This window comes from Pseudophaeobacter sp. A-200-2 (assembly GCF_041008815.1).
GTDB classification, from domain to species: domain Bacteria; phylum Pseudomonadota; class Alphaproteobacteria; order Rhodobacterales; family Rhodobacteraceae; genus Phycobacter; species Phycobacter gallaeciensis_A.
The window spans coordinates 19841-37563 of record NZ_JAXGFU010000016.1; the positions used below are offsets into that span (position 1 = coordinate 19841).

At 61.9% G+C, this 17723-nt stretch carries 18 protein-coding genes; 7 read left to right on the forward strand and 11 right to left on the reverse strand.

Annotation, left to right across the window (positions count from 1 at the left end; genetic code table 11):
• Positions 1-3: 3 nt before the first annotated feature.
• From SM766_RS19415 to SM766_RS19425, 3 genes are read right to left on the reverse strand one after another with little or no spacing between them, the layout of a single operon-like run.
• Positions 4-1605, reverse strand: coding sequence for a 5-guanidino-2-oxopentanoate decarboxylase (locus SM766_RS19415; protein ID WP_368948851.1), 1602 nt, complete (start codon positions 1603-1605; stop codon positions 4-6).
• Entirely contained in the window at positions 1602-2789 is a 1188-nt protein-coding gene (locus tag SM766_RS19420) for a pyridoxal phosphate-dependent aminotransferase (RefSeq protein WP_368948853.1), read from the reverse strand. The genes SM766_RS19415 and SM766_RS19420 overlap by 4 nt, the downstream gene beginning before the upstream one ends.
• Positions 2786-3445, reverse strand: coding sequence for a TetR/AcrR family transcriptional regulator (locus tag SM766_RS19425; RefSeq protein ID WP_368948855.1), 660 nt, complete (start codon positions 3443-3445; stop codon positions 2786-2788). Before SM766_RS19425 ends, SM766_RS19420 begins: the two co-directional genes overlap by 4 nt.
• A gap of 91 nt (positions 3446-3536) precedes the next feature.
• Between SM766_RS19425 and SM766_RS19430 the strand changes: the two genes are divergently transcribed.
• The 4 genes from SM766_RS19430 to SM766_RS19445 are packed head-to-tail and all read left to right on the forward strand — an operon-like array spanning position 3537 to position 6701.
• Entirely contained in the window at positions 3537-4346 is an 810-nt protein-coding gene (locus tag SM766_RS19430) for an ABC transporter ATP-binding protein (RefSeq protein ID WP_274830745.1), read from the forward strand.
• Positions 4347-4395: 49 nt separating this feature from the next.
• Positions 4396-5160, forward strand: coding sequence for a transporter substrate-binding domain-containing protein (locus SM766_RS19435; protein WP_274830744.1), 765 nt, complete (start codon positions 4396-4398; stop codon positions 5158-5160).
• Between the two features lie 9 nt (positions 5161-5169).
• Positions 5170-5922 (forward strand): ABC transporter permease, encoded by a 753-nt coding sequence (locus SM766_RS19440; protein ID WP_274833979.1) that lies wholly within the window; start codon positions 5170-5172, stop codon positions 5920-5922.
• Entirely contained in the window at positions 5919-6701 is a 783-nt protein-coding gene (locus SM766_RS19445) for an ABC transporter permease (protein ID WP_274833981.1), read from the forward strand. The genes SM766_RS19440 and SM766_RS19445 overlap by 4 nt, the downstream gene beginning before the upstream one ends.
• A 46-nt stretch (positions 6702-6747) precedes the next feature.
• Here the strand turns inward: SM766_RS19445 and SM766_RS19450 are convergent, their stop codons facing one another.
• A complete protein-coding gene (locus SM766_RS19450) occupies positions 6748-7431 on the reverse strand; it encodes a hypothetical protein (protein ID WP_368948856.1) in 684 nt (227 codons plus the stop codon).
• Between the two features lie 557 nt (positions 7432-7988).
• On the opposite strand from SM766_RS19450, the gene SM766_RS19455 reads away from it, so the two are divergent.
• Positions 7989-9293, forward strand: coding sequence for an AAA family ATPase (locus SM766_RS19455; protein ID WP_274830740.1), 1305 nt, complete (start codon positions 7989-7991; stop codon positions 9291-9293).
• Complete coding sequence (locus SM766_RS19460) at positions 9290-10408, forward strand: ParB/RepB/Spo0J family partition protein (protein WP_368948857.1); 1119 nt, start codon at positions 9290-9292, stop codon at positions 10406-10408. The genes SM766_RS19455 and SM766_RS19460 overlap by 4 nt, the downstream gene beginning before the upstream one ends.
• Before the next feature lie 88 nt (positions 10409-10496).
• Here the strand turns inward: SM766_RS19460 and SM766_RS19465 are convergent, their stop codons facing one another.
• Positions 10497-11537, reverse strand: coding sequence for an OmpA family protein (locus SM766_RS19465; protein WP_368948858.1), 1041 nt, complete (start codon positions 11535-11537; stop codon positions 10497-10499).
• A 190-nt stretch (positions 11538-11727) separates the two neighbouring features.
• Here SM766_RS19465 and SM766_RS19470 point away from each other — a divergent pair, with 190 nt between their 5' ends.
• Complete coding sequence (locus tag SM766_RS19470) at positions 11728-13224, forward strand: caspase family protein (protein ID WP_368948859.1); 1497 nt, start codon at positions 11728-11730, stop codon at positions 13222-13224.
• 62 nt (positions 13225-13286) lie between these two features.
• Here SM766_RS19470 and SM766_RS19475 read toward each other — a convergent pair whose 3' ends face one another.
• Genes SM766_RS19475 through SM766_RS19500 form a run of 6 tightly spaced genes read right to left on the reverse strand, consistent with a single transcriptional unit; the run spans position 13287 to position 17566 of the window.
• Positions 13287-14789: a DUF4384 domain-containing protein gene (locus SM766_RS19475; protein ID WP_368948860.1), complete on the reverse strand. Its 1503-nt coding sequence runs from the start codon at positions 14787-14789 to the stop codon at positions 13287-13289.
• Positions 14786-15193 carry an ExbD/TolR family protein gene (locus tag SM766_RS19480; RefSeq protein WP_368948861.1) on the reverse strand — a complete coding sequence of 136 codons (408 nt, stop codon included), beginning with the start codon at positions 15191-15193 and terminating at the stop codon, positions 14786-14788. Before SM766_RS19480 ends, SM766_RS19475 begins: the two co-directional genes overlap by 4 nt.
• Positions 15190-15600, reverse strand: a complete 411-nt coding sequence (locus tag SM766_RS19485; RefSeq protein ID WP_368948862.1) for an ExbD/TolR family protein — start codon at positions 15598-15600, stop codon at positions 15190-15192. Before SM766_RS19485 ends, SM766_RS19480 begins: the two co-directional genes overlap by 4 nt.
• A 15-nt stretch (positions 15601-15615) precedes the next feature.
• Positions 15616-16233, reverse strand: coding sequence for a MotA/TolQ/ExbB proton channel family protein (locus SM766_RS19490; protein ID WP_368948863.1), 618 nt, complete (start codon positions 16231-16233; stop codon positions 15616-15618).
• Position 16234: 1 nt separating this feature from the next.
• Positions 16235-16669, reverse strand: a complete 435-nt coding sequence (locus SM766_RS19495; protein ID WP_274833996.1) for a hypothetical protein — start codon at positions 16667-16669, stop codon at positions 16235-16237.
• Between the two features lie 57 nt (positions 16670-16726).
• Positions 16727-17566, reverse strand: coding sequence for a hypothetical protein (locus SM766_RS19500; protein ID WP_368948864.1), 840 nt, complete (start codon positions 17564-17566; stop codon positions 16727-16729).
• Positions 17567-17723: the final 157 nt, after the last annotated feature.

Consider the following 17723-nt stretch of genomic DNA (forward strand, 5'->3'; position numbering starts at 1 on the left):
ATTCTAGTCCTGTGTCGGCACAAAAACAGGTGCCGCGATTTCAATCATGGAAGGGCCGGTTTTCGGCGCCGCGCGCAAAGCAGCGGCGACCTCGGCCGGGGTTTGAGCCACCGCCTGATGCGGAATGCCAAAAGATCGGGCGGTTGCGGCAAAATCGGGCGGCGTGGGATCACAGCCGACCACTGTCACGCCAACGTCCTGCATCGAGGTCGCGATTTCGCGGTAGCCGTGGTTGTTCCAGACCACGAATGTGACCGGCAGGTCTTCCTCGACCGCGACCATGACTTCGGGCAGCGAAAACTGCGCACCGCCATCGCCGACGATACAGATCACCCGCGCGTCAGGCGCCGCAATCGCGGCCCCGATGGCTGCGGGAATGCCATAGCCGAGCGCGCCATATCCCGTTGCCGCGTTGAACCAGCCGCCGGGGCGGTCGTGATCGTAGTACAGGTTCCCGGCATAGATCGGCTGCGTCGAATCCCCGACCATGATCGCGCCAGGCAGCGCATCGCGCATGGCATCCAGCACGGCGACCTGATCGCGATACTCCGGTCCCAACTCCTCCAGAGCGGCATCGCGGGTGCGGGCCGCCCGCGCGGCGCCGTCATTACCCGCCTGCCCGTCCGGCATCGCTGCCAGAAGCGCAGTCAGAAAGCCCCCTGCCCCGCTTTGAATACAAAGCTCGGCAGGGTGTCGCTGCAATTGCTGGTCACAAAGATCGACCCGGATCAGCACAGCCATCGCAGGCATGGTGCCAGTTGCGTACATGTCATAATCCGTCGGCCCCATCTCGGTTCCGATGGCCAGAACCACGTCGGCCTCCTCGATCAGTGCCCGTGTTGCCTGCAGGCTGGGGCTCGCCGGAACGCTCAGGGCATGATCGAAAAGCACCCCACGGGCGTTGACCGTCTGTACCACCGGAGCATCCAGCCGTTCAGCCAGGCGCCGCAATTGCGCCGCTTCCGATTTGGCCCCGCCGCCTGCAAGGATCACCGGGCGCCGCGCGGCGTTCAGCCGTCGCGCGGCCTCGGCAATCTGATCGGCATCCGCCTCTGGATAGTTCGCGTTTGACTGGGGAGCCGCCGCGCCTTCGGGTGCAGCAGTACCGGCGATATCCAGCGGGATCTGCACATGCACAGGACCGGGTCGCGGGCTCTGTACGTGATCGAACACCCGGTTCAGCGCTGGGGTCAGCGCTTCTGGACTGTCGACATGTTCGGACACCAGTGCCACCGTCGCCGCCAGCGCGTGCTGGTCGGGCAATTCGTGCAGATGCCCCATACCCTTCCCCAGCGACGGGGCCGCATTGACCCCAGAGACGACCAGCATCGGCACGGAATCCGCCCGCGCCTGCGCCATGGGCGTCAGCGTATTGGTCAATCCCGGCCCGGTGATAACAAAGGCTACGCCTGGCTGTCCCGACACGCGGGCGTAACCGTCTGCCATGAACCCGGCGCCCTGTTCGTGGCGCGGCGTCACATGACGGAGCCCCGACGCGGCAAGCCCCCGGTAAAGTTCCACCGTGTGCACTCCGGGAATACCGAACACACAGGTCACGCCGCGCGCCTTCAGATCTGCGACAAGCTGTTCTCCGACGCTGGTCATGCGACCTCCTGCGCCTTTTGGGCGGCATGGGCCACGATCCGGTCAAGCGCTTTGTCGAAACCTGCATCTTCGATAGTCAGTGCCACCCGCACCCAGGTCTTCAGGCTTTCCCCGAAAGAAGAACCCGGCATCACGGCAACCCCACCGTTTTCCAGCAGGTCCATCGCATAGGCATCACCATCCATGCCGGTGGCAGAGACATCGATCATCGCGAACATGCCGGCTTCGGGACGGTGCACGGTCAGTCCTGTTTCCGCATGCAGCCGATCCGCCAGACGTTCGGCGCGGGCAGAGAACCGGCTCACCATGCCTGCCGCCACAGAAGATCCCTCGCGCACCGCCTGTTCGGTCATGTCGGCGATGAAAGGCTGGTTGCCGAACAGCATGGTTTCGGAAAACGGCAGCAAGGCATCGCAGAAGTCCTTGGAGGCGACACACCAGCCGCTGCGGAATCCCGGCGCGGCGTGGGATTTGGAAACCGAGGATACGGCGATCACCCGGTCCGCGATATCGGCCTGTGCCAGGGGCGATGTAAACTCAGCACCATCGAACACCAGTTCGGCGTAAACCTCGTCCGAGATGATCCAGAAATCATGCTCCACGGCGAGTTTGCCGATGGCCGCGATATCCTCTGGCGTCAAAATCGACCCTGTGGGATTGTGCGGTGAGGTCAGCAGCACCGCGCGGGTCCGCGGTGTGATACGGGCTGCAATATCTTCGGCCTGCATGCGAAACCCGTGTTCGGGGCGCAGGGGCACGGGCACCATATTGGCGCCGGTTGCGCGAATGACACCTTCGTAAGTGGCATACATCGGATCCCCGACGAGCACCTCATCGCCGTGCTGCGCGACACCGGTCATCACTGCGAACAGCGCGGTCTGGGTGCCCGGGAAACAAAGGAAGTTGTCCGGCTCGAACGCCCGGCCGATCTTGCTGCTGTATTGCGCGGCCAGCGCTCGGCGCAGGTTCATTTCGCCGCGCCCATCGGAATATCCGGTACGGCCAGATTGCATGGCGCGGGCCGCAGTATCAAGCAGCGGCTGCGGCACCGGCACATCCGGCTCACCGATGGTCATCTCGACCAGATCGGCTCCTGCTTCGGCCATGGCGCGTGCTTTCAGGTGTATTTCCCATTTTGCACCGCCCAGCCCTGCCAAACGCGTGGTCACATCTGTTGTTTTCATGGCCGATCAGCCTTTTCCTGAGGTGTCATTTTCAATTCTAATCCGGTAATGGCGCCGACGGAGCGCACCCCGATTTCGGGCAGCTCTCCCGGCTCAAAAGCATCCGGCAGAGCGCCACCTTCGAGCCATAGACCGTCGATCACCGCGTTACAGGCAATGGCGAGATGGCGCACACCAGGCGGCGCGACGGAGCGTCCGGTCTCACGCAGCGCAGCATCGATCAGCGCCTCAAGCCGGTCCCGGAAATCGGCATAGGTCTGCGCGTGAATCTGGCGCATGACCGGATCCTGCTGCACCTTGTTGAGGAAACTGGCCCAAAGACCAATCGAACGCGGATCGACAACCGGCGGCGTTAGCGAGGCCACAACAAAGGCCGACAACCTGCTCACCGCACAGCCGGTGACCTGCGTGGCCGGGGCCTCGGTCAGATCCGTCATATAGGTCATGTGATGTTCGTAGGCAGCGCTGATCAACTCTTCCTTGGAGGAGAAGTAGTGCCGGATCAGACCTTGCGTCACATCGGCACGCTCGGCGATGGCCCGGACCGTCGCCCCGCGCACGCCATTTTCGGCGACCAGCTCAAGCGTAGCCGCGATCAGGGCGGCCTTTCGGGCCTCTGCAGTCTCCCGCTTAAATTTCCGGCGCTCTTCGGTCACGGTCTCTCCGGCCTGACGATTTCAAATTATACACTTGCATAATTACTATTGTTCGTCCTTACTACAAGCCGAAAAGTAAGGACCGCGAAAAATGCCGCAAAGCGCCGCTGCCAGCACAGCTGCTCAGACACCCCCTGCCCCCGACGCTGCCAACGAGGCGATCCGGGTCACGGATCTGCACAAATCATTCGGGCATCTGGAGGTTCTGAAGGGGGTTTCACTGACCGCGCAGAAAGGCGACGTGGTCGCCATCATCGGCGGCTCCGGCTCTGGCAAATCAACTATGCTGCGCTGCATCAATTTTCTGGAACAACCCACGTCCGGCAAGATCATCATCGGCGGCGAGGAGGTCGCCATGCGCAGCGATGGCAGCCCGGCGAATCGCCGTCAGATCGAACGGATCCGCACCCGTCTGGCCATGGTGTTCCAGCAGTTCAACCTCTGGACCCACCGCACCCTTCTGGAAAACGTGATCGAAGTGCCGGTGCATGTGCTGAAACAACCGCGCGCCGAAGCGATCACCAAGGCCCGCCAGTTGCTGGAGCGGGTCGGGCTTGCCGACAAGGCAGATACCTTTCCGGCCTTTCTGTCCGGCGGACAGCAGCAGCGGGCAGCGATTGCGCGCGCGCTGGCGGTTGATCCGTCGGTCATGCTGTTTGACGAACCCACATCGGCGCTGGATCCGGAACTGGTGGGCGAAGTGCTGACGGTCATCCGCGACCTTGCCGCCGAAGGGCGTACCATGCTGCTGGTGACCCACGAAATGAAATTCGCCCGCGAGGTCGCGGATCACGTTGTCTACCTCTACCAGGGGCGGATCGAGGAACAGGGACCGCCAGAACAGGTCTTTGGCAACCCGCAATCCCCCCGTCTGCAACAGTTTCTGAAATCCGTCCACTAAGGGCGGCAAGGCCGCAAAGGCCAATCATCTCAACTCAGGGAGAATACCTATGACATTCAAATCATTGCTTTCCGCGACGACCGCCGCGCTGGCGCTGGCCGCGACCATGGCCACAGCCGAAGAAGTAAAGATCGGTATCGCGGCCGAACCCTATCCGCCCTTTGCTTCGGCTGACAGCTCCGGCAACTGGGTTGGTTGGGAAATCGACGTCATCAACGCGGTTTGCGCCGCTGCTGAACTGGACTGCGTGATTACTCCGGTTGCATGGGACGGCATTATCCCGTCGTTGACCGGCAAGCAGATCGACGCCATCATGGCCTCCATGTCGATCACCGAAGAGCGCATGAAAACCATCGATTTCTCCGACGCTTACTATAACACCCCCACGGTGATCGTTGCGGACAAGTCCATGGACATTGAGCCGACCCCTGAATCGCTGGCAGGCAAGATCCTGGGCGTGCAGGCCTCGACCATCCACCAGGCCTATGCGCAGGAATACTTCAAGGACGCCGAAATCCGCGTCTATCAGACCCAGGATGAAGCCAACCAGGATCTGTTCGCCGGCCGCATCGACGCGACCCAGGCCGACAGCATCGCCATGGCGGATTTCGTCGGTTCTGACGCAGGCGCCTGCTGCGAGATCAAAGGCCCGGTGAAAGACGACCCTGCCATTCTGGGCAAAGGTGTCGGCGCCGGTGTGCGCAAGGGTGAAGAGGATCTGAAGGCGGCGTTGAACAAAGGGATCGCCAAGATCCTTGCCGACGGCACCCACGCCGAAATCACCTCCAAATACTTCACGACCAGCATCTACTAAGGCGCTACCGTGACTGACTTCCTGAACGCGCTCGGTCTGGCTGACAGCGCAGCACTGCTATCGCTGTCGGCTCCAGGCTGGGGAAGCAACCTGCTGCGCGGGTTGGCAAATTCTCTGCAAATCGCCTTTGGTGCTTTTGGACTGGGGCTTCTGATCGGGCTGTTCGGGGCCTATGGAAAACTTTACGGCGGGAAGGTCACGCGTGACCTTCTGGCCGTATACACCACCGTGATCCGCGCCGTTCCCGAACTGGTGCTGATCCTGATCCTCTATTACGTGGGCACCGATCTTATCAACAAGGCGTCCGCGCTGCTTGGCGGTGGGCGGGTCGAGATCAACGGGGTCGCCGCCGGCATCTGGGTTCTGGGGATCGTGCAGGGCGCCTATGCGACCGAAGTGCTGCGCGGCGCCATTCAAGCCGTCCCGCCCGGTCAGATCGAAGCGGCCCGCGCCTATGGGATGCCTGCATTGATGACCATGCGCCGGGTCACCATTCCGGCGATGATGGCCTTTGCCACGCCGGGTCTGGCCAATCTGTGGCTGATCGCGACCAAGGACACCGCATTGCTGGCCGTTGTCGGTTTCAACGAGCTGACGCTGGAGACCAAACAGGCCGCCAGCAGCACCCGCGCCTATTTCACCTTCTTCCTTGCTGCCGGGGCGCTCTACCTGCTGGTTACGCTCTGCTCCGGGGTCATCTTTGGCCGGGTTGAGAAATGGGCCCGCCGTGGTCAGCCGTCGCTAAAGGAGGGCCGCCAATGACCAGCCTGCGTGCATTTTTCCAACCGCATCGGATCGTGATGCTGGCGCTTTTTGCCGCCTTTGTTGTCTGGTGCGCCGTCAGCCTGCGCTGGGACTGGCTGCCGAAATACATGCCGCTGGCGATCGAGGGCATGTGGACCACACTCTGGATCCTCGTGGTGACAACCATCCTCGGCTTTCTTCTGGCGGTGCCGTTGGGGCTCGCCCAGGCGGTGGGGCCTTGGTATCTGTCCGCCCCGGCCCGGATGTTCTGCACGGTGATACGCGGCACCCCGTTGCTGCTGCAGATCTGGCTGCTGTATTATGGGCTTGGCTCCTTGTTTCCGCAGTTTCCCTGGATCCGTTCCTCTGAACTCTGGCCGTACCTGCGGCAGGCCTGGCCCTATGCGGTGCTGGCGCTGACGCTGTCTTATGCCGGGTACGAGGGCGAGGTGATGCGGGGCGCATTCTCTGGCGTCGCCCGTGGACAGCTGGAGGCAGCCAAATCCTTTGGCATGCCCCGGATGACCATGTTCCGCCGTATCTGGCTGCCTCAGGCCGTGCGCAACGTGCTGCCGACGCTTGGCGGGGAAACCATCCTGCAATTGAAGGCAACGCCGCTGATCGCCACCATCACGGTTATGGACATCTACGCGGTGTCCTCCCGCGTTCGCTCCGACACCTTCATCGTCTATGAGCCGCTCTTGCTGCTGGCGCTGGTCTATATGGTGATTGCAGGGATCATCAGCCTTATGTTCGGCTATTTCGAACGTCAGGTGCCCGGCGGGCATCGCCGATAGGTTCTCCTAACGTTCTTGGCGCCCTCCGATGCGGGGGCGCCTTTCTTCACGACACGACGGTAATGTCTGTAATGTCGCTGTCCACATCACGGCAGGCGGTCAGCAATCTGCGCTTCAGGTGCGACATGACATAGGTCGCATGGAACCGACTCGGCGCGCGCAGCACCAGGCGGCCACCTGCCCTGCTCTCCCGTGTCAGAGCCTGTATCCAGGCCGTATAGGTCGCCATGTCCTCTGTATGCAGCAGGCCCTTGGCGAGGCTCCATTCGGTGCCATCAGACAAATCCGGCGCCGGTGCGCTGGCCTCGCTGCGCAAGGGCACCACATTGGTTGGCTGTTCGTCGCTACCGCTCATCCTGCAGTCAAAATCAGGGCCTACGGCGGCCCAGCGGTCCCGGGTGTCATCCAGTATCCGGTCCAGCCCCAGACCGTACTGAGAGACCCTGCCGCGCGCGCCCTGCCGTTTGATGACCAGCCATCCCATGGAGCGCAGCTTGGCCATCTCTCGCTTCACGGTGCGCTCATCCACATTCCAGAGCCGGGCAATCTCACGCTGGCCTACAGCGAGTTCATCCCGTTGCCAGTTGTAGCGAGCTGTCAGAAGCGTCAGCAAACGAAGAACAAGCCGTTGGGAGGTCGGTCCCTGTGCCAGCGCATATGCTCCCATGGCAGTGAGAACATCGTACTTGATCGCCGCCGCATGACGACCCGCTGGTCTTTTGGCAAGCATTGCCATCCCCGTTCCCGCCATGGCTGCTATTTGTTTCAAATAGCAGCCGGTTGCCTCATGCGCTGTGTTTTCGTGTCTGAGAGAACGCAGCCGTCGTGTTGGTCGGTTTCGATCCGAACTCAACGTTTTTCTGTATCTTGGCCTAATTTGCGTCCGGAGTTCCGATTCTGTCAAGAACCCATCGGATTGGTCGGGCATACCCAAACCTTTTTCTGATAAGAAAATTGGTATCAATGGTATTGGGGGACGCTTTGGATGTCCCCTATTCAATCGAAAATGTCCCCCAATAGGTTGGGGAGGGTTTCTTAATGTCCCCCTATATCTGCGCCATTGTAGGCCAAAAAACGGGGCGTATTGCCATGTGCCTCCGAATCGGCGGAGCAGTGACACAGGCGTTTGTTTTCAGCCCTCTGAACAAGGTGTCCCCGCAGGGACAGGACGCTAATCCAAACAATAATAGGTTTTGCGTTTTTTGCAAATCCGACGTAAATGGGTTTTGAGGCAGAATTAGCGTCCTGGGTAAACGGGACCTATGCCACTTTGATGTAGGAGCAGTCATGTTTACACACGAAGACCTGGCCCGGTTGCAGGCGCAGTCACTCAAGATGCAAAGCTGGATCCGGCAGCAGACCTTTTCCCCCGAAATGGAAAAGACCCTGCGCAGATTTTCCAGCTGGGAAGTCGCAGAGCTGATTTTCAAGGTCAATCAATCCACTCTGCGCGGGCGGCTGGCGGCCGACCCTTCCCTGCCGCAGGGACAGGTCGAGGAAGACGGCCGCCAGCGCTGGTATTCCCTGGAAGAGATCAACGAGCTGCGGCGCCGGATCAAGATCAACCGCAAGTCCCTGCTGCCGCAGCGCCCGGCGGGCAAGCGCGCTCTGCGGGTGGCGATTTCCAACTTCAAGGGCGGCGCCGGCAAATCCACCGTGGCACTGCATTTCGCCCATGCGGCGGCGCTGGACGGATACCGGGTGCTCTGCCTCGATTTCGACCCGCAGGCGACTCTGTCCCACTCCATGGGGCTGAGCGACGTCACCGAGGACTATACGGTCTGGGGCATCATGGCGCGGGATCTGGTGCGTGAGACCGAACGTATGAATGCATCCGCGCGGGGCGCCGAAACCGGGGCCGCCCTGCCCGAACGTCGCCTGCCGGGATCGATCACCGGCATGGGCCTGCAGGATCTGCGCATCGGGGATTTCATCAAACCGACCAGCTGGCCGACGATTGACTTGGTGCCCAGCTGCGCCAATGCGGCCTTTGTCGAATTTGCCAGCGCGCAGTACCGCTATCTCAATCCTGAATGGTCCTTCTTCGCGGCTGTGTCGCGCTACCTCGATCAGCTGCCTGCGGATGAATATGACCTGATCATTTTCGATTGCCCGCCGGCGATTGGCTATCAGTCGATGAATGCGGTCTTTGCGGCCGACATGCTCTACATCCCGTCGGGGCCGGGCTACTGGGAATACGATTCCACCACCTCCTTTATCGGGCAGCTGTCCGAAGCGCTTGAGGATCTGTCGGCCTTCAACGGGGTTGTCCCCGCGGGGACGTTCTCTTTGCCGAAGGTGTTTCAGGACGTCCGCTTCCTGTTGACGCGCTATGAATCCGGCAACGATCTGCACCGCGCGATGCGTAGTGCCTTCATGAAGGTTTTCGATGGCAGGATGACTGAGCATCCGATCGAAATGACCCGTGCGGTCGAACAGTCGGGACGGTTCCTGAGTTCGATCTACGAGATCGATTACCGGGACATGACGCGCGAAACCTGGCGGCGTGCGCGGGCGTCTTTCGATCAGGCCTATGATGAATTCAAGACAAACGCGGTCGCCGCCTGGGAAAAGCTGGAGGATGAGGCATGAGCAAGCGCAGAGTTTTCGACATCGATTTCCCAGAAGACCCCCCTGCCCCGGCCGCGGCCGAAACGCCCCGGCACAAGACGCCTGAGGGATCCGGCGCCGGAGAGGCGCGGCGTGGGCCGATGGCGACCGCCATCACCGAGAACGCAGATGCCCTGCGTCAGCGCGCCGAGGCAGAGAAAACAATCCGAGCGGAAAATGACCGGCTGGCGCATGAGTTCGTGCGACTCAAGAAACTGGGGCTGGTCGTGGACCGGATCCCGCTGGAAAAGATCCGCACTGACAAACTGGTCCGGGACCGTTCTGTCAGTCGGGATCCCGAATTGGATGAGCTGAAGGATTCGATCCGCTCGATCGGGCTGTCGAACCCGATCCGGGTCGAGGAAGACGGGGGTGTCTATCAGCTGGTTCAGGGCTTTCGGCGTCTGTCGGCTTATCGTGCTCTGCTTGAGGAAACGGGCGATGACAGCTTCGCAGCCATTCCGGCGGGGCTGGTGGCCAAGGGGGAAACCCTGCAGGGCCTCTATCGCCGGATGGTCGATGAAAACCTGGTGCGCCGGGATATCTCCTTTGCCGAGATGGCGCAGCTGGCCGTGTCCTATGCGCAGGATCCCGAGACGGAGGCGGACAGCATTGATGAGGCCGTGCGGCTTCTCTATGCCTCTGCCGGGCGTCAGAAACGCAGCTACATTCGCCATTTTGCCGACCTGCTGCTCATGATCGGGCCCGAGGTTACCTTCCCTGAGGCGATCCCGCGCGCGTTGGGGCTCGATCTGAAGAAGCGGCTGGCGGATGATCCAAAGGCGCAAGCGCAGTTGCAGGCACAGCTGCGGTCTCTGCGGCCTGATACGGCAGAGGCAGAACTGGTGCTGTTGCGGGGTGTCCTGACATCGCCGACATCCGAAGCTTCCAGCAGTCCCGCTGGTGGGACCGCGCCGAAATCGGCTAGTGCAAAGACGACCCTGCGCTGCGCTGTCCCCGCGGGGACGGTGCGATGTCAGGCCCGGGATGGGAAGATCGAGATGGCGATGGAACGGGATTTTTCCGCCATCGACCGGCGGCGGCTCGAAGAGGCAATCTCGGCCTTCTTCACCACGCTGGACCGGGGCGCGGAATAAATCCTAGCCACAGTGCGAAATGTCTTGGAGAAAGCAAAAGGGCTGTCCCCGCGGGGACAGCCCTTTCTTTTTGCCGGTTTGCCGTGGGTCAGTTCAGAACCTTGAAATCAATCCGCCGGTTCTTGGCCCGGTTCTGCGCGGTGTCGTTGGACACCAGCGGGGTGGTTTCACCATAGCCGACCGGTTTCAGTCGATCCGCCCCAATGCCTTTGCGGGTCAGATAGCTCACCACCGCATCGGCGCGTTGCTGGCTCAGTCGCATGTTCCAGGCCGCCTGGCCCTGACTGTCGGTGTGACCGCCAACCTCAAGAATGATCGAGGGGCAGCGGCTGACGATATCGTACAGGCTGTCCAGAAAGATGATCGAGGTTCGGTCCAGCTGCGCGGTGGACGGGGCAAAGTTCACGCTGCGGCTGCGTGACAGAATATCGAACCGGCCAAGGCAGGCCTCGCGGCTGAAATCTCCGGCGGTTTCCAGCGCGGCCGAGGCTCCGGACACAGGCGCAGCGATGGCTGGCGCCGTTCCGGGGGAGGTGCGTTGGAAGGTTAGGTTGAGATTGACGATCCCCAGCGGTGTGATGGTGACATTGGCGGCTTCCTCCAGCTTCTCGCGCCCGGCCATCAGGTTGAAATCCTTCAGCTGCAGGATGACGGGATCGACCGAGGAAATATTGACCCGGTCATTGTCCAGCAGGGTTACCGCAACCCGCGGGGACAGGTCGACATCGGCGCCATGCAGCGACAGGGTGACGGGAACCTGCATCAGCTTGCGGCGCACTGTGGGCAGGTCCGCCAGCTGCGCCGGATCCAGAACCGCGGTGACGGTGGCCTCGGGATGGGCGAAGGTTTCAAAGAACAGGAACCGCATCCGCACATTGCGCAGGTCGATCTTGGTGTCGACCGAATCCAACGCGATCTTGATCTGGGCGATGCCTTTTTCGGTGATCTGCCCGCTGAAGGCCGCGAATTCGCTGGTCTCGGCGATGGTGCCTTTCTTGACCGACAGGAAGGTGATGGTGGAAATTTCCGGATCCAGTTGCCAGCCGTGTTCGAACGGATCGGCCGCAAAAACCGTGCGGGGCAGGGTGAAAAGGACGAGGAAAATCGGAAGAATGAGCAATCGGAACATGGGACAAGCCACTCCTGGCGGAACTAGGACACTGTTCCCCGCATAGCACGAAATAGTAGGGAACTGCTGCTAGCATAACAGGAAACTTGTGGTGTGGCGCAAGGATGGCGATACTTTCGGCAGGAATTTCCCGGCCTTGCGATCCTTTGTGGATGCTGCGACGGTGTGAAAAGGTGTTGGAGTAAAGTAAATGCGCGCGATGTTTGCGGCGATCCGAATTGGTCTCGCTCTTCTTTTGGTTGTGTTCTGGGGAGCCAGTCATGCGAGGGCGGAAGAACGTCTAGCCCTGGTCATTGGCAACTCTGCCTATGCATCCGTCACCGCGTTGGACAACCCCGACCGGGACGCACAGCTGATCGCGCAGACGTTGGAACAGGTTGGATTTACGGTCACTGTTGAGACGGATCTGACACAGGTCGGGATGAAGCGAGCGATCGCCCATTTCGGGCGCAGCCTGCGGGCGGCGGGGGAAGATGCCACCGGATTGTTCTATTACGCCGGGCACGGGGTGCAAAGCTTTGGCAACAACTATCTGCTGCCAGTCGATGTGGCGCTGGCCGATGCCGCGGATCTGGACCTGATGGCGGTCGAAGCGCAATCAGTGCTGCGGCAGATGGCTTCGGCGCGCAATCGAACCAACCTTGTGATTCTGGACGCCTGCCGCAACAACCCGTTCGAAAATGTGCCGGATCTGGACGAAAGCGGCCTTGCCGAAATGAAGGCTCCGACCGGCACCTTCCTGGCCTATGCGACGTCTCCGGGTGGGGTGGCTCTGGATGGGGACGGGGACAACAGCCCGTTTACCCAAGCATTGGCGACGCAAATTCAGGTCCCGGGCCAGCCGGTCGAGCAGGTGTTCAAGGATGTGCGCCGCGCGGTACTGGAGCAGAGCCGGGGACAGCAGACCCCCTGGGATACCTCATCGCTGGTCAGCGACTTCGTCTTTGCCAAGGCTCCTGAGGAACGGGCGCTCACACCGGCAGAGACTGAGGAGCTGCAGCTGTGGCGCTCGGTCGAGGCGACGCGGGATCCGGTGCAGCTGATGCTGTTCCTGCGCGGCTATCCCGATGGGGCCTATACCCAGGAGGCGCGGGACATGCTGAAGGACGTCATGGCAGAGGAACTGGCCGGTGGTGGCACCGCGGCGCCTGCGCCCACGTCACAAGGTCCCGACGAGGCCGAAACAGCCATGTTCAATGCGGCGCAGCAGGATGGCAGCCTCAGCGCTTATGAGGCCTATCTGCAAAATTACCCGGCTGGCACCTATGCCGAGATCTCCCGCACCGAAATCGCGGCGCTGACGGCCGGTTCCGGCACGGATCCAGAGGCCGGGGGAGAGCCGGAGGTCGTCGCGGCGCCTGCCGAAGATCCGGGGCCAAGACCCGCGGATTCAGGGCCGGTCACCTATGCCAGCCCTCTGGATGCAGAGGTAGCAGCGCTTGCGGGCAAAAGCCTGGCCGAAGTGGTCGATCTGTCGCCGATGTTCCCCCCAATCGAGGGGCTGCCGGAAAGCTACTGGAAAGAGCAGACCTGCAGCGCCTGCCATCAATGGAACCGGGAGCGTCTATGCGATCAGGGCAATACCTATCTTAGCCTCAATATGCAGCGTTCCCTGTCCAAGCAGCATCCGTTCGGCGGCGCCTTGAAACGCACGCTGAAATCCTGGGCCGCCGGGGGCTGCCAATAGGGGATCACCTATCACGGGTGGCAGATTGGGTGCCTGCCTGTTCCGCATGATGTTGGGCGGGCTCAGGGTGCGTGCGTGGTGACAAGGAAATAGACCCATTCTCCTTTAAAATCAGTATGTTGTCCTCTCGCTTCTGTCACACGCTCGCGCAGCCAAGCCAGATAGGGTTCGGCGGGTTCGCTGATAGGCCGCAGCCCGGAATAAAGCGGATGAGAGGCGGCAAAGGCGACTGCGATTTCCTGCCCGTAGGGCGGGCCAACGGCGATCTGCAGGCCGGGATCTCCGTCTTCCCTGGCACCAACGCGCAGCGGATCTTTGGCAGGGGTCTGCTGTAGTGCGATGGTTTCATTCGGGACCAGATGCAGCACCTGCCCGCCTGCATCGAAATAATCGACATAGACATAGGCGGGGTAATCCGGCGCGGTCAGATCGAAGAACAGCCGGTCGCCGCCTGCATAGGACAGGACCCGTGCGTGGGCGTCGTCCCCGACCAGTAGGGGATTGGTGATCTGATCCGTGCTTTGCGGCAGGCCGACCTCTCCGATCCCGGCAAGGGCGCCGCATTGCGGGCGCGGTAGCAGGCGCATCTGGTCGGATACGGTGATGTCCTGTCCCATCTGCGCCTGCAACGCGGCAAGAACCGGTGCCCGCATCCCGTCTTCCGGAATATGACCCCGCAGGGACAGCGTGGCGGTATCCGGGTCAAAGGCAACCTGAAGCCGGGAGCAGGGCACGGCGGCCAGACTGCCCAGCAGCCCATCCCGCAGGCTGTTTCCGTCTGACGCAGCGGCGGTGGGCGCCATGAAGCTTTGGAAGGCGGCCAGTGAGACAGGGTCGATCCCGTCAGGTGCGCCGCCCTGAAAGGCAAGAGCGGCGGTGACCTGATCGCTTTGCGGAACGGCGGTGGGCAAAACCGCAGCTTTGGGCGGGAGCGTTTGCGCCGCATCCACTGATGGCGATGCCTGCGGCACCGGCGCCGTGTCAGGGGCGAACTGAGCAATGGGCTGCGCCGCCGGGGCCGCTGTTTTCACGTCGAGTGAGGGCTCTGCAGCCGGTGCAAGGCGGGCAGGCGGTAGATCGGTTGCGGCAAGAGCCACATCGGCAGACGGTGTGGTCGATATGGATGGTGTGATCTCGGGGGATAGGCTGGCAACCGCAGCCGGTTTGACTTGCGCTGACGCAATGGGCTGCGCCGCAGGTGGGGCTTGCGCGATAGCTGCACTTTGTGCGGGCGCGGCTGCCGGAACCGGGGCAGGGGAGGGGGGCGAGCTCGCAAGGGCCTGCGGTTGCGGCTCGGCCGGGCGCGCCTCTGATTGCGGCAGCGGATTGGCCGCCAGCCCCTCTTGTTGCGGATCAGCCTCTGCGGCGGCCTCGCCTTCGGGCTGCTGCGGGATTGCCTGGCTGCGGTTCAGCCGTTGCGCCGCCATTGTCAGGCTGCTTTGGGGCGTGGGCTGTTTGACCAGATCATCGGGGCGCAGGCTGAACACCAGCGCGCCTGCCATGGCCGCATGGGCCAGGCCAGATGCGACAAGACCCGCACCCCATATGGAGGCCCGCGATGTCATCCGCCGGTCTCGGGGGTGACGACGAGAACCACATCGCGGAAGCCGAGCTGTTGCGCGCGGCTGACCAGAGGCAGGACATTGCGCAGCTCTGCCGCGCGGTGGGCGTTGATCCGTAGGCGCAGATCCGGGTTCTCCTGCAAATGCTCGCTCAGCACGTCGGGCAGATCTTCGGGGCGCATGTCATCGCCATCCAGCGCCAGGGCGCCCTTCGCCGATACGGCCAGCGTGATGCCGCCAGCGGGCATATCGCGTCCGGTTTCGGCATGGGGCGGGCTGACCTCAAACGGCGCGGTGGCGTCCATCCGTCCGATCAGCATGAAGAAAATGAGCAGGAAGAACACCACATCGATCAGGGCAATGATCGTTTCGGATTGGGCTGCGCGGGCAGGGCGGGTCAGCTTCATGGCTGCACCTCCAGCCTCAGGACCCGTAGCTGCTGCACATCGGCTTGTGCGGCCTTGTCCATCACGCTGATCAGAGCCTGCGTTGACGCTGCGCCGGAGGGCAGGATCAGAACCTGTGTCAGAGGGTCGGCGGCAATGGTGCTGCGCAGGAGGCTGTCCAGTTCCACGCCGGACAGGGGCTGCCCTCGGATCACCGGAACGCCATCTGCGCCGAGGCGAATCATCACCGTATCGGTTGGCGTCGCGGCAGGGCCTGTTGCCCCGTCGGAGGCCCGCAGGGCCGGGATCATATCAAGGTTCAGATAGGTCGAGGTGACCATGAAAAACACGAGCAGGATCAGCATCACGTCGATCATCGGCACCAACGAGATCAGCGCGCGGGGTCTGGAGGCTCGTTTCAGGATCATAGGGCTACCATCCGATCAGCGGTTGGCGTCGGCCAGCATCAGCCTGCCCACGGCGCTTTCGATGGTCTGGGCCGCGCGTTCGATCCGGGATGCGAAAAGCCCTGCCGCAATGGCCGCCGGAATGGCCACCAGCAGCCCTGCCGCGGTGGTCAGCAGAGCCTGCCAGATCCCGCCGGCCAGAACCGAGGCGTTTGCAGCGCCCTGAGCCAGTTCAAGCTCCTGAAAAGACTGGATCATGCCCAGAACGGTGCCCAGAAGCCCCAGCAAGGGCGACACCATGGCGATGAGTTCCAGCAACCGGATCAGGCTGTTCATGCCCGCGACCTCTTCGTTGCCGCGCCGCTCAAGTTCGGACATCAGCAGAGGGCCTTTGAGGCCGCTGCCCAGGGCGTCCATCGCATAGGTCATGACACGGTCGGCCGGGGCGCGGCCCGCTGTTATTGCGTCTTTGGCGCTTTTCCGGTCGCCGCCGCTCCAGAGGTCGATCGCTTTTGCCCGCGCCGCCTCTCCGCTGCAGACGGACCAGAGCTGGATCAGCTTGACCGCGATCACGGTGAGGGACAGCAGCGACATCAGCGCCAACAAGGCGATGACTGGCCCGCCAGTGCCCAGCATTTCCCAGGTGGCGGCCATCTTATTTCACCAGCTGCGCAGCTGCGCGCGATTCAAGGTTGAGGATCGGAAAGCAATCCATCTGCTCTTCGTTCTGCGGCTGGCAGGAGGTGATGTCATGCAGCAGGATCTCGGAAATGTTGCTGCAGGCGATGTCGGGAATTTCAAAGAGTTTCAGGGTTGTGCGCTGAACGGGCAGGGGGGCGGCATCCACCGACAGAAGCCGGTCGATAACACCGCCAGCATCAAGGATCGCCAGAGACATTTCAAACCCGGCAAAGCTTTTCCCGGTTTGATTGCGGAACAGGAAGAAGGCGCGGCACCCACCGCCGTCGATCTCTTCGGTCTTGTTCAGCTCCACCAGCAGCGGGCCTGTCTCGGCCATGGCATTGCGGGGCAGGGCAATGAGCGTAACCGCGACCATCACGGCCGCGACGTGCAGGAATTTGAGGGGCATGAAAGTCTCCAGTTCTTCAAAATGTAATTAAAAACTCGACTGCGCCCGGGTGGGGGGTCAGACAAGCGTGGTCAGGGCTTTTTCGATGCGGTCCATGACCGATTGCGCGCCGCTGAGATCGCGTTTCTTCAACAGGCGCGCGGCAACATGTACGGCCCGGTCCAGACGGTCGCGGGCCGGGCCTGGGGCGCGGGCAACATTGGCCCTGAGGGCTTGGGCGCGTTTGACCTGCGCGCCAAGCGAGCGCTGGTCCATTTCCCGTTGGCCGCGGCGCATGCTTTTGTCGGCGCTTTCGCGGTCCTTTCCGATTCGGGCTATGGCCCGTTCGATCACCACGATCAGGGTTTCGGCCTCTTGCAGACGGCCCGCATTTATCAGCTTGACCGATTTGGACAGGGCGCGTTTCAGTTTCAGCTCCAGTGGCCCCGGAGCCAGTCCAATCCTTGGCTGGATGCGCTTCAGGCGCCGTGTCAGAGGTGCCACCGCGCTGGCGTCGATGCCGGTGGCCGAGACATCATCGACATCCGCCTGCCCCTTGCTTTCGCCTTCGGGTTTGAGACTGTCCAGAAGGTTGCCGCCGTCATCGTAGAACAGCACGTTCACCTTGGGCCGGTTCCTTTGCAGGAACTTTTTCAGCGCCGTGATCATCTTGCCCGGGGCCTGTTCGCAGATCATTTCCATCTCGCCGTCCCGCACAACATAGGTGCCCCAGGCCATGGGGTTTGTTCCTCCGGCCTGCTTTACCGGGTTGCGCAAGGTTTCGGGTTTTTTGCCGGGCTGGATCATCAGTAGCGGATCCTTGGAGCCATCCAGGCAGAAGGCAAAGCTCATACGCTTCTTGGCGCCTTCTCGCACCATCGTCCTGACATCGTCACCGTTAACCCGGTCTGCACACATGACCACCACTCGCAAAAGGACGTGAAAACAATTGACTTTAAGAATTCGATAAGGCTCACTTGACGTCAAGTTATTGTTTTAGAGTGGCGCGGTTCACACCGCTGCATGGGTATCGATTGAATACTTGTTGTAGCGGGGCGGACTGCGTTTGACCGGG

What these genes read in the sequence shown, in the direction of transcription:
- SM766_RS19500 (WP_368948864.1), bottom strand. Translation starts at nt 17,566, where the DNA reads ATGTGTGCAGACCGGGTTAACGGTGACGATGTCAGGACGATGGTGCGA.
- SM766_RS19450 (WP_368948856.1), bottom strand. Translation starts at nt 7,431, where the DNA reads ATGCTTGCCAAAAGACCAGCGGGTCGTCATGCGGCGGCGATCAAGTAC.
- SM766_RS19415 (WP_368948851.1), bottom strand. Translation starts at nt 1,605, where the DNA reads ATGACCAGCGTCGGAGAACAGCTTGTCGCAGATCTGAAGGCGCGCGGC.
- SM766_RS19430 (WP_274830745.1), top strand. Translation starts at nt 3,537, where the DNA reads ATGCCGCAAAGCGCCGCTGCCAGCACAGCTGCTCAGACACCCCCTGCC.
- SM766_RS19470 (WP_368948859.1), top strand. Translation starts at nt 11,728, where the DNA reads ATGCGCGCGATGTTTGCGGCGATCCGAATTGGTCTCGCTCTTCTTTTG.
- SM766_RS19435 (WP_274830744.1), top strand. Translation starts at nt 4,396, where the DNA reads ATGACATTCAAATCATTGCTTTCCGCGACGACCGCCGCGCTGGCGCTG.
- SM766_RS19490 (WP_368948863.1), bottom strand. Translation starts at nt 16,233, where the DNA reads ATGGCCGCCACCTGGGAAATGCTGGGCACTGGCGGGCCAGTCATCGCC.
- SM766_RS19455 (WP_274830740.1), top strand. Translation starts at nt 7,989, where the DNA reads ATGTTTACACACGAAGACCTGGCCCGGTTGCAGGCGCAGTCACTCAAG.
- SM766_RS19445 (WP_274833981.1), top strand. Translation starts at nt 5,919, where the DNA reads ATGACCAGCCTGCGTGCATTTTTCCAACCGCATCGGATCGTGATGCTG.
- SM766_RS19465 (WP_368948858.1), bottom strand. Translation starts at nt 11,537, where the DNA reads ATGTTCCGATTGCTCATTCTTCCGATTTTCCTCGTCCTTTTCACCCTG.
- SM766_RS19460 (WP_368948857.1), top strand. Translation starts at nt 9,290, where the DNA reads ATGAGCAAGCGCAGAGTTTTCGACATCGATTTCCCAGAAGACCCCCCT.
- SM766_RS19485 (WP_368948862.1), bottom strand. Translation starts at nt 15,600, where the DNA reads ATGATCCTGAAACGAGCCTCCAGACCCCGCGCGCTGATCTCGTTGGTG.
- SM766_RS19475 (WP_368948860.1), bottom strand. Translation starts at nt 14,789, where the DNA reads ATGACATCGCGGGCCTCCATATGGGGTGCGGGTCTTGTCGCATCTGGC.
- SM766_RS19480 (WP_368948861.1), bottom strand. Translation starts at nt 15,193, where the DNA reads ATGAAGCTGACCCGCCCTGCCCGCGCAGCCCAATCCGAAACGATCATT.
- SM766_RS19420 (WP_368948853.1), bottom strand. Translation starts at nt 2,789, where the DNA reads ATGAAAACAACAGATGTGACCACGCGTTTGGCAGGGCTGGGCGGTGCA.
- SM766_RS19495 (WP_274833996.1), bottom strand. Translation starts at nt 16,669, where the DNA reads ATGCCCCTCAAATTCCTGCACGTCGCGGCCGTGATGGTCGCGGTTACG.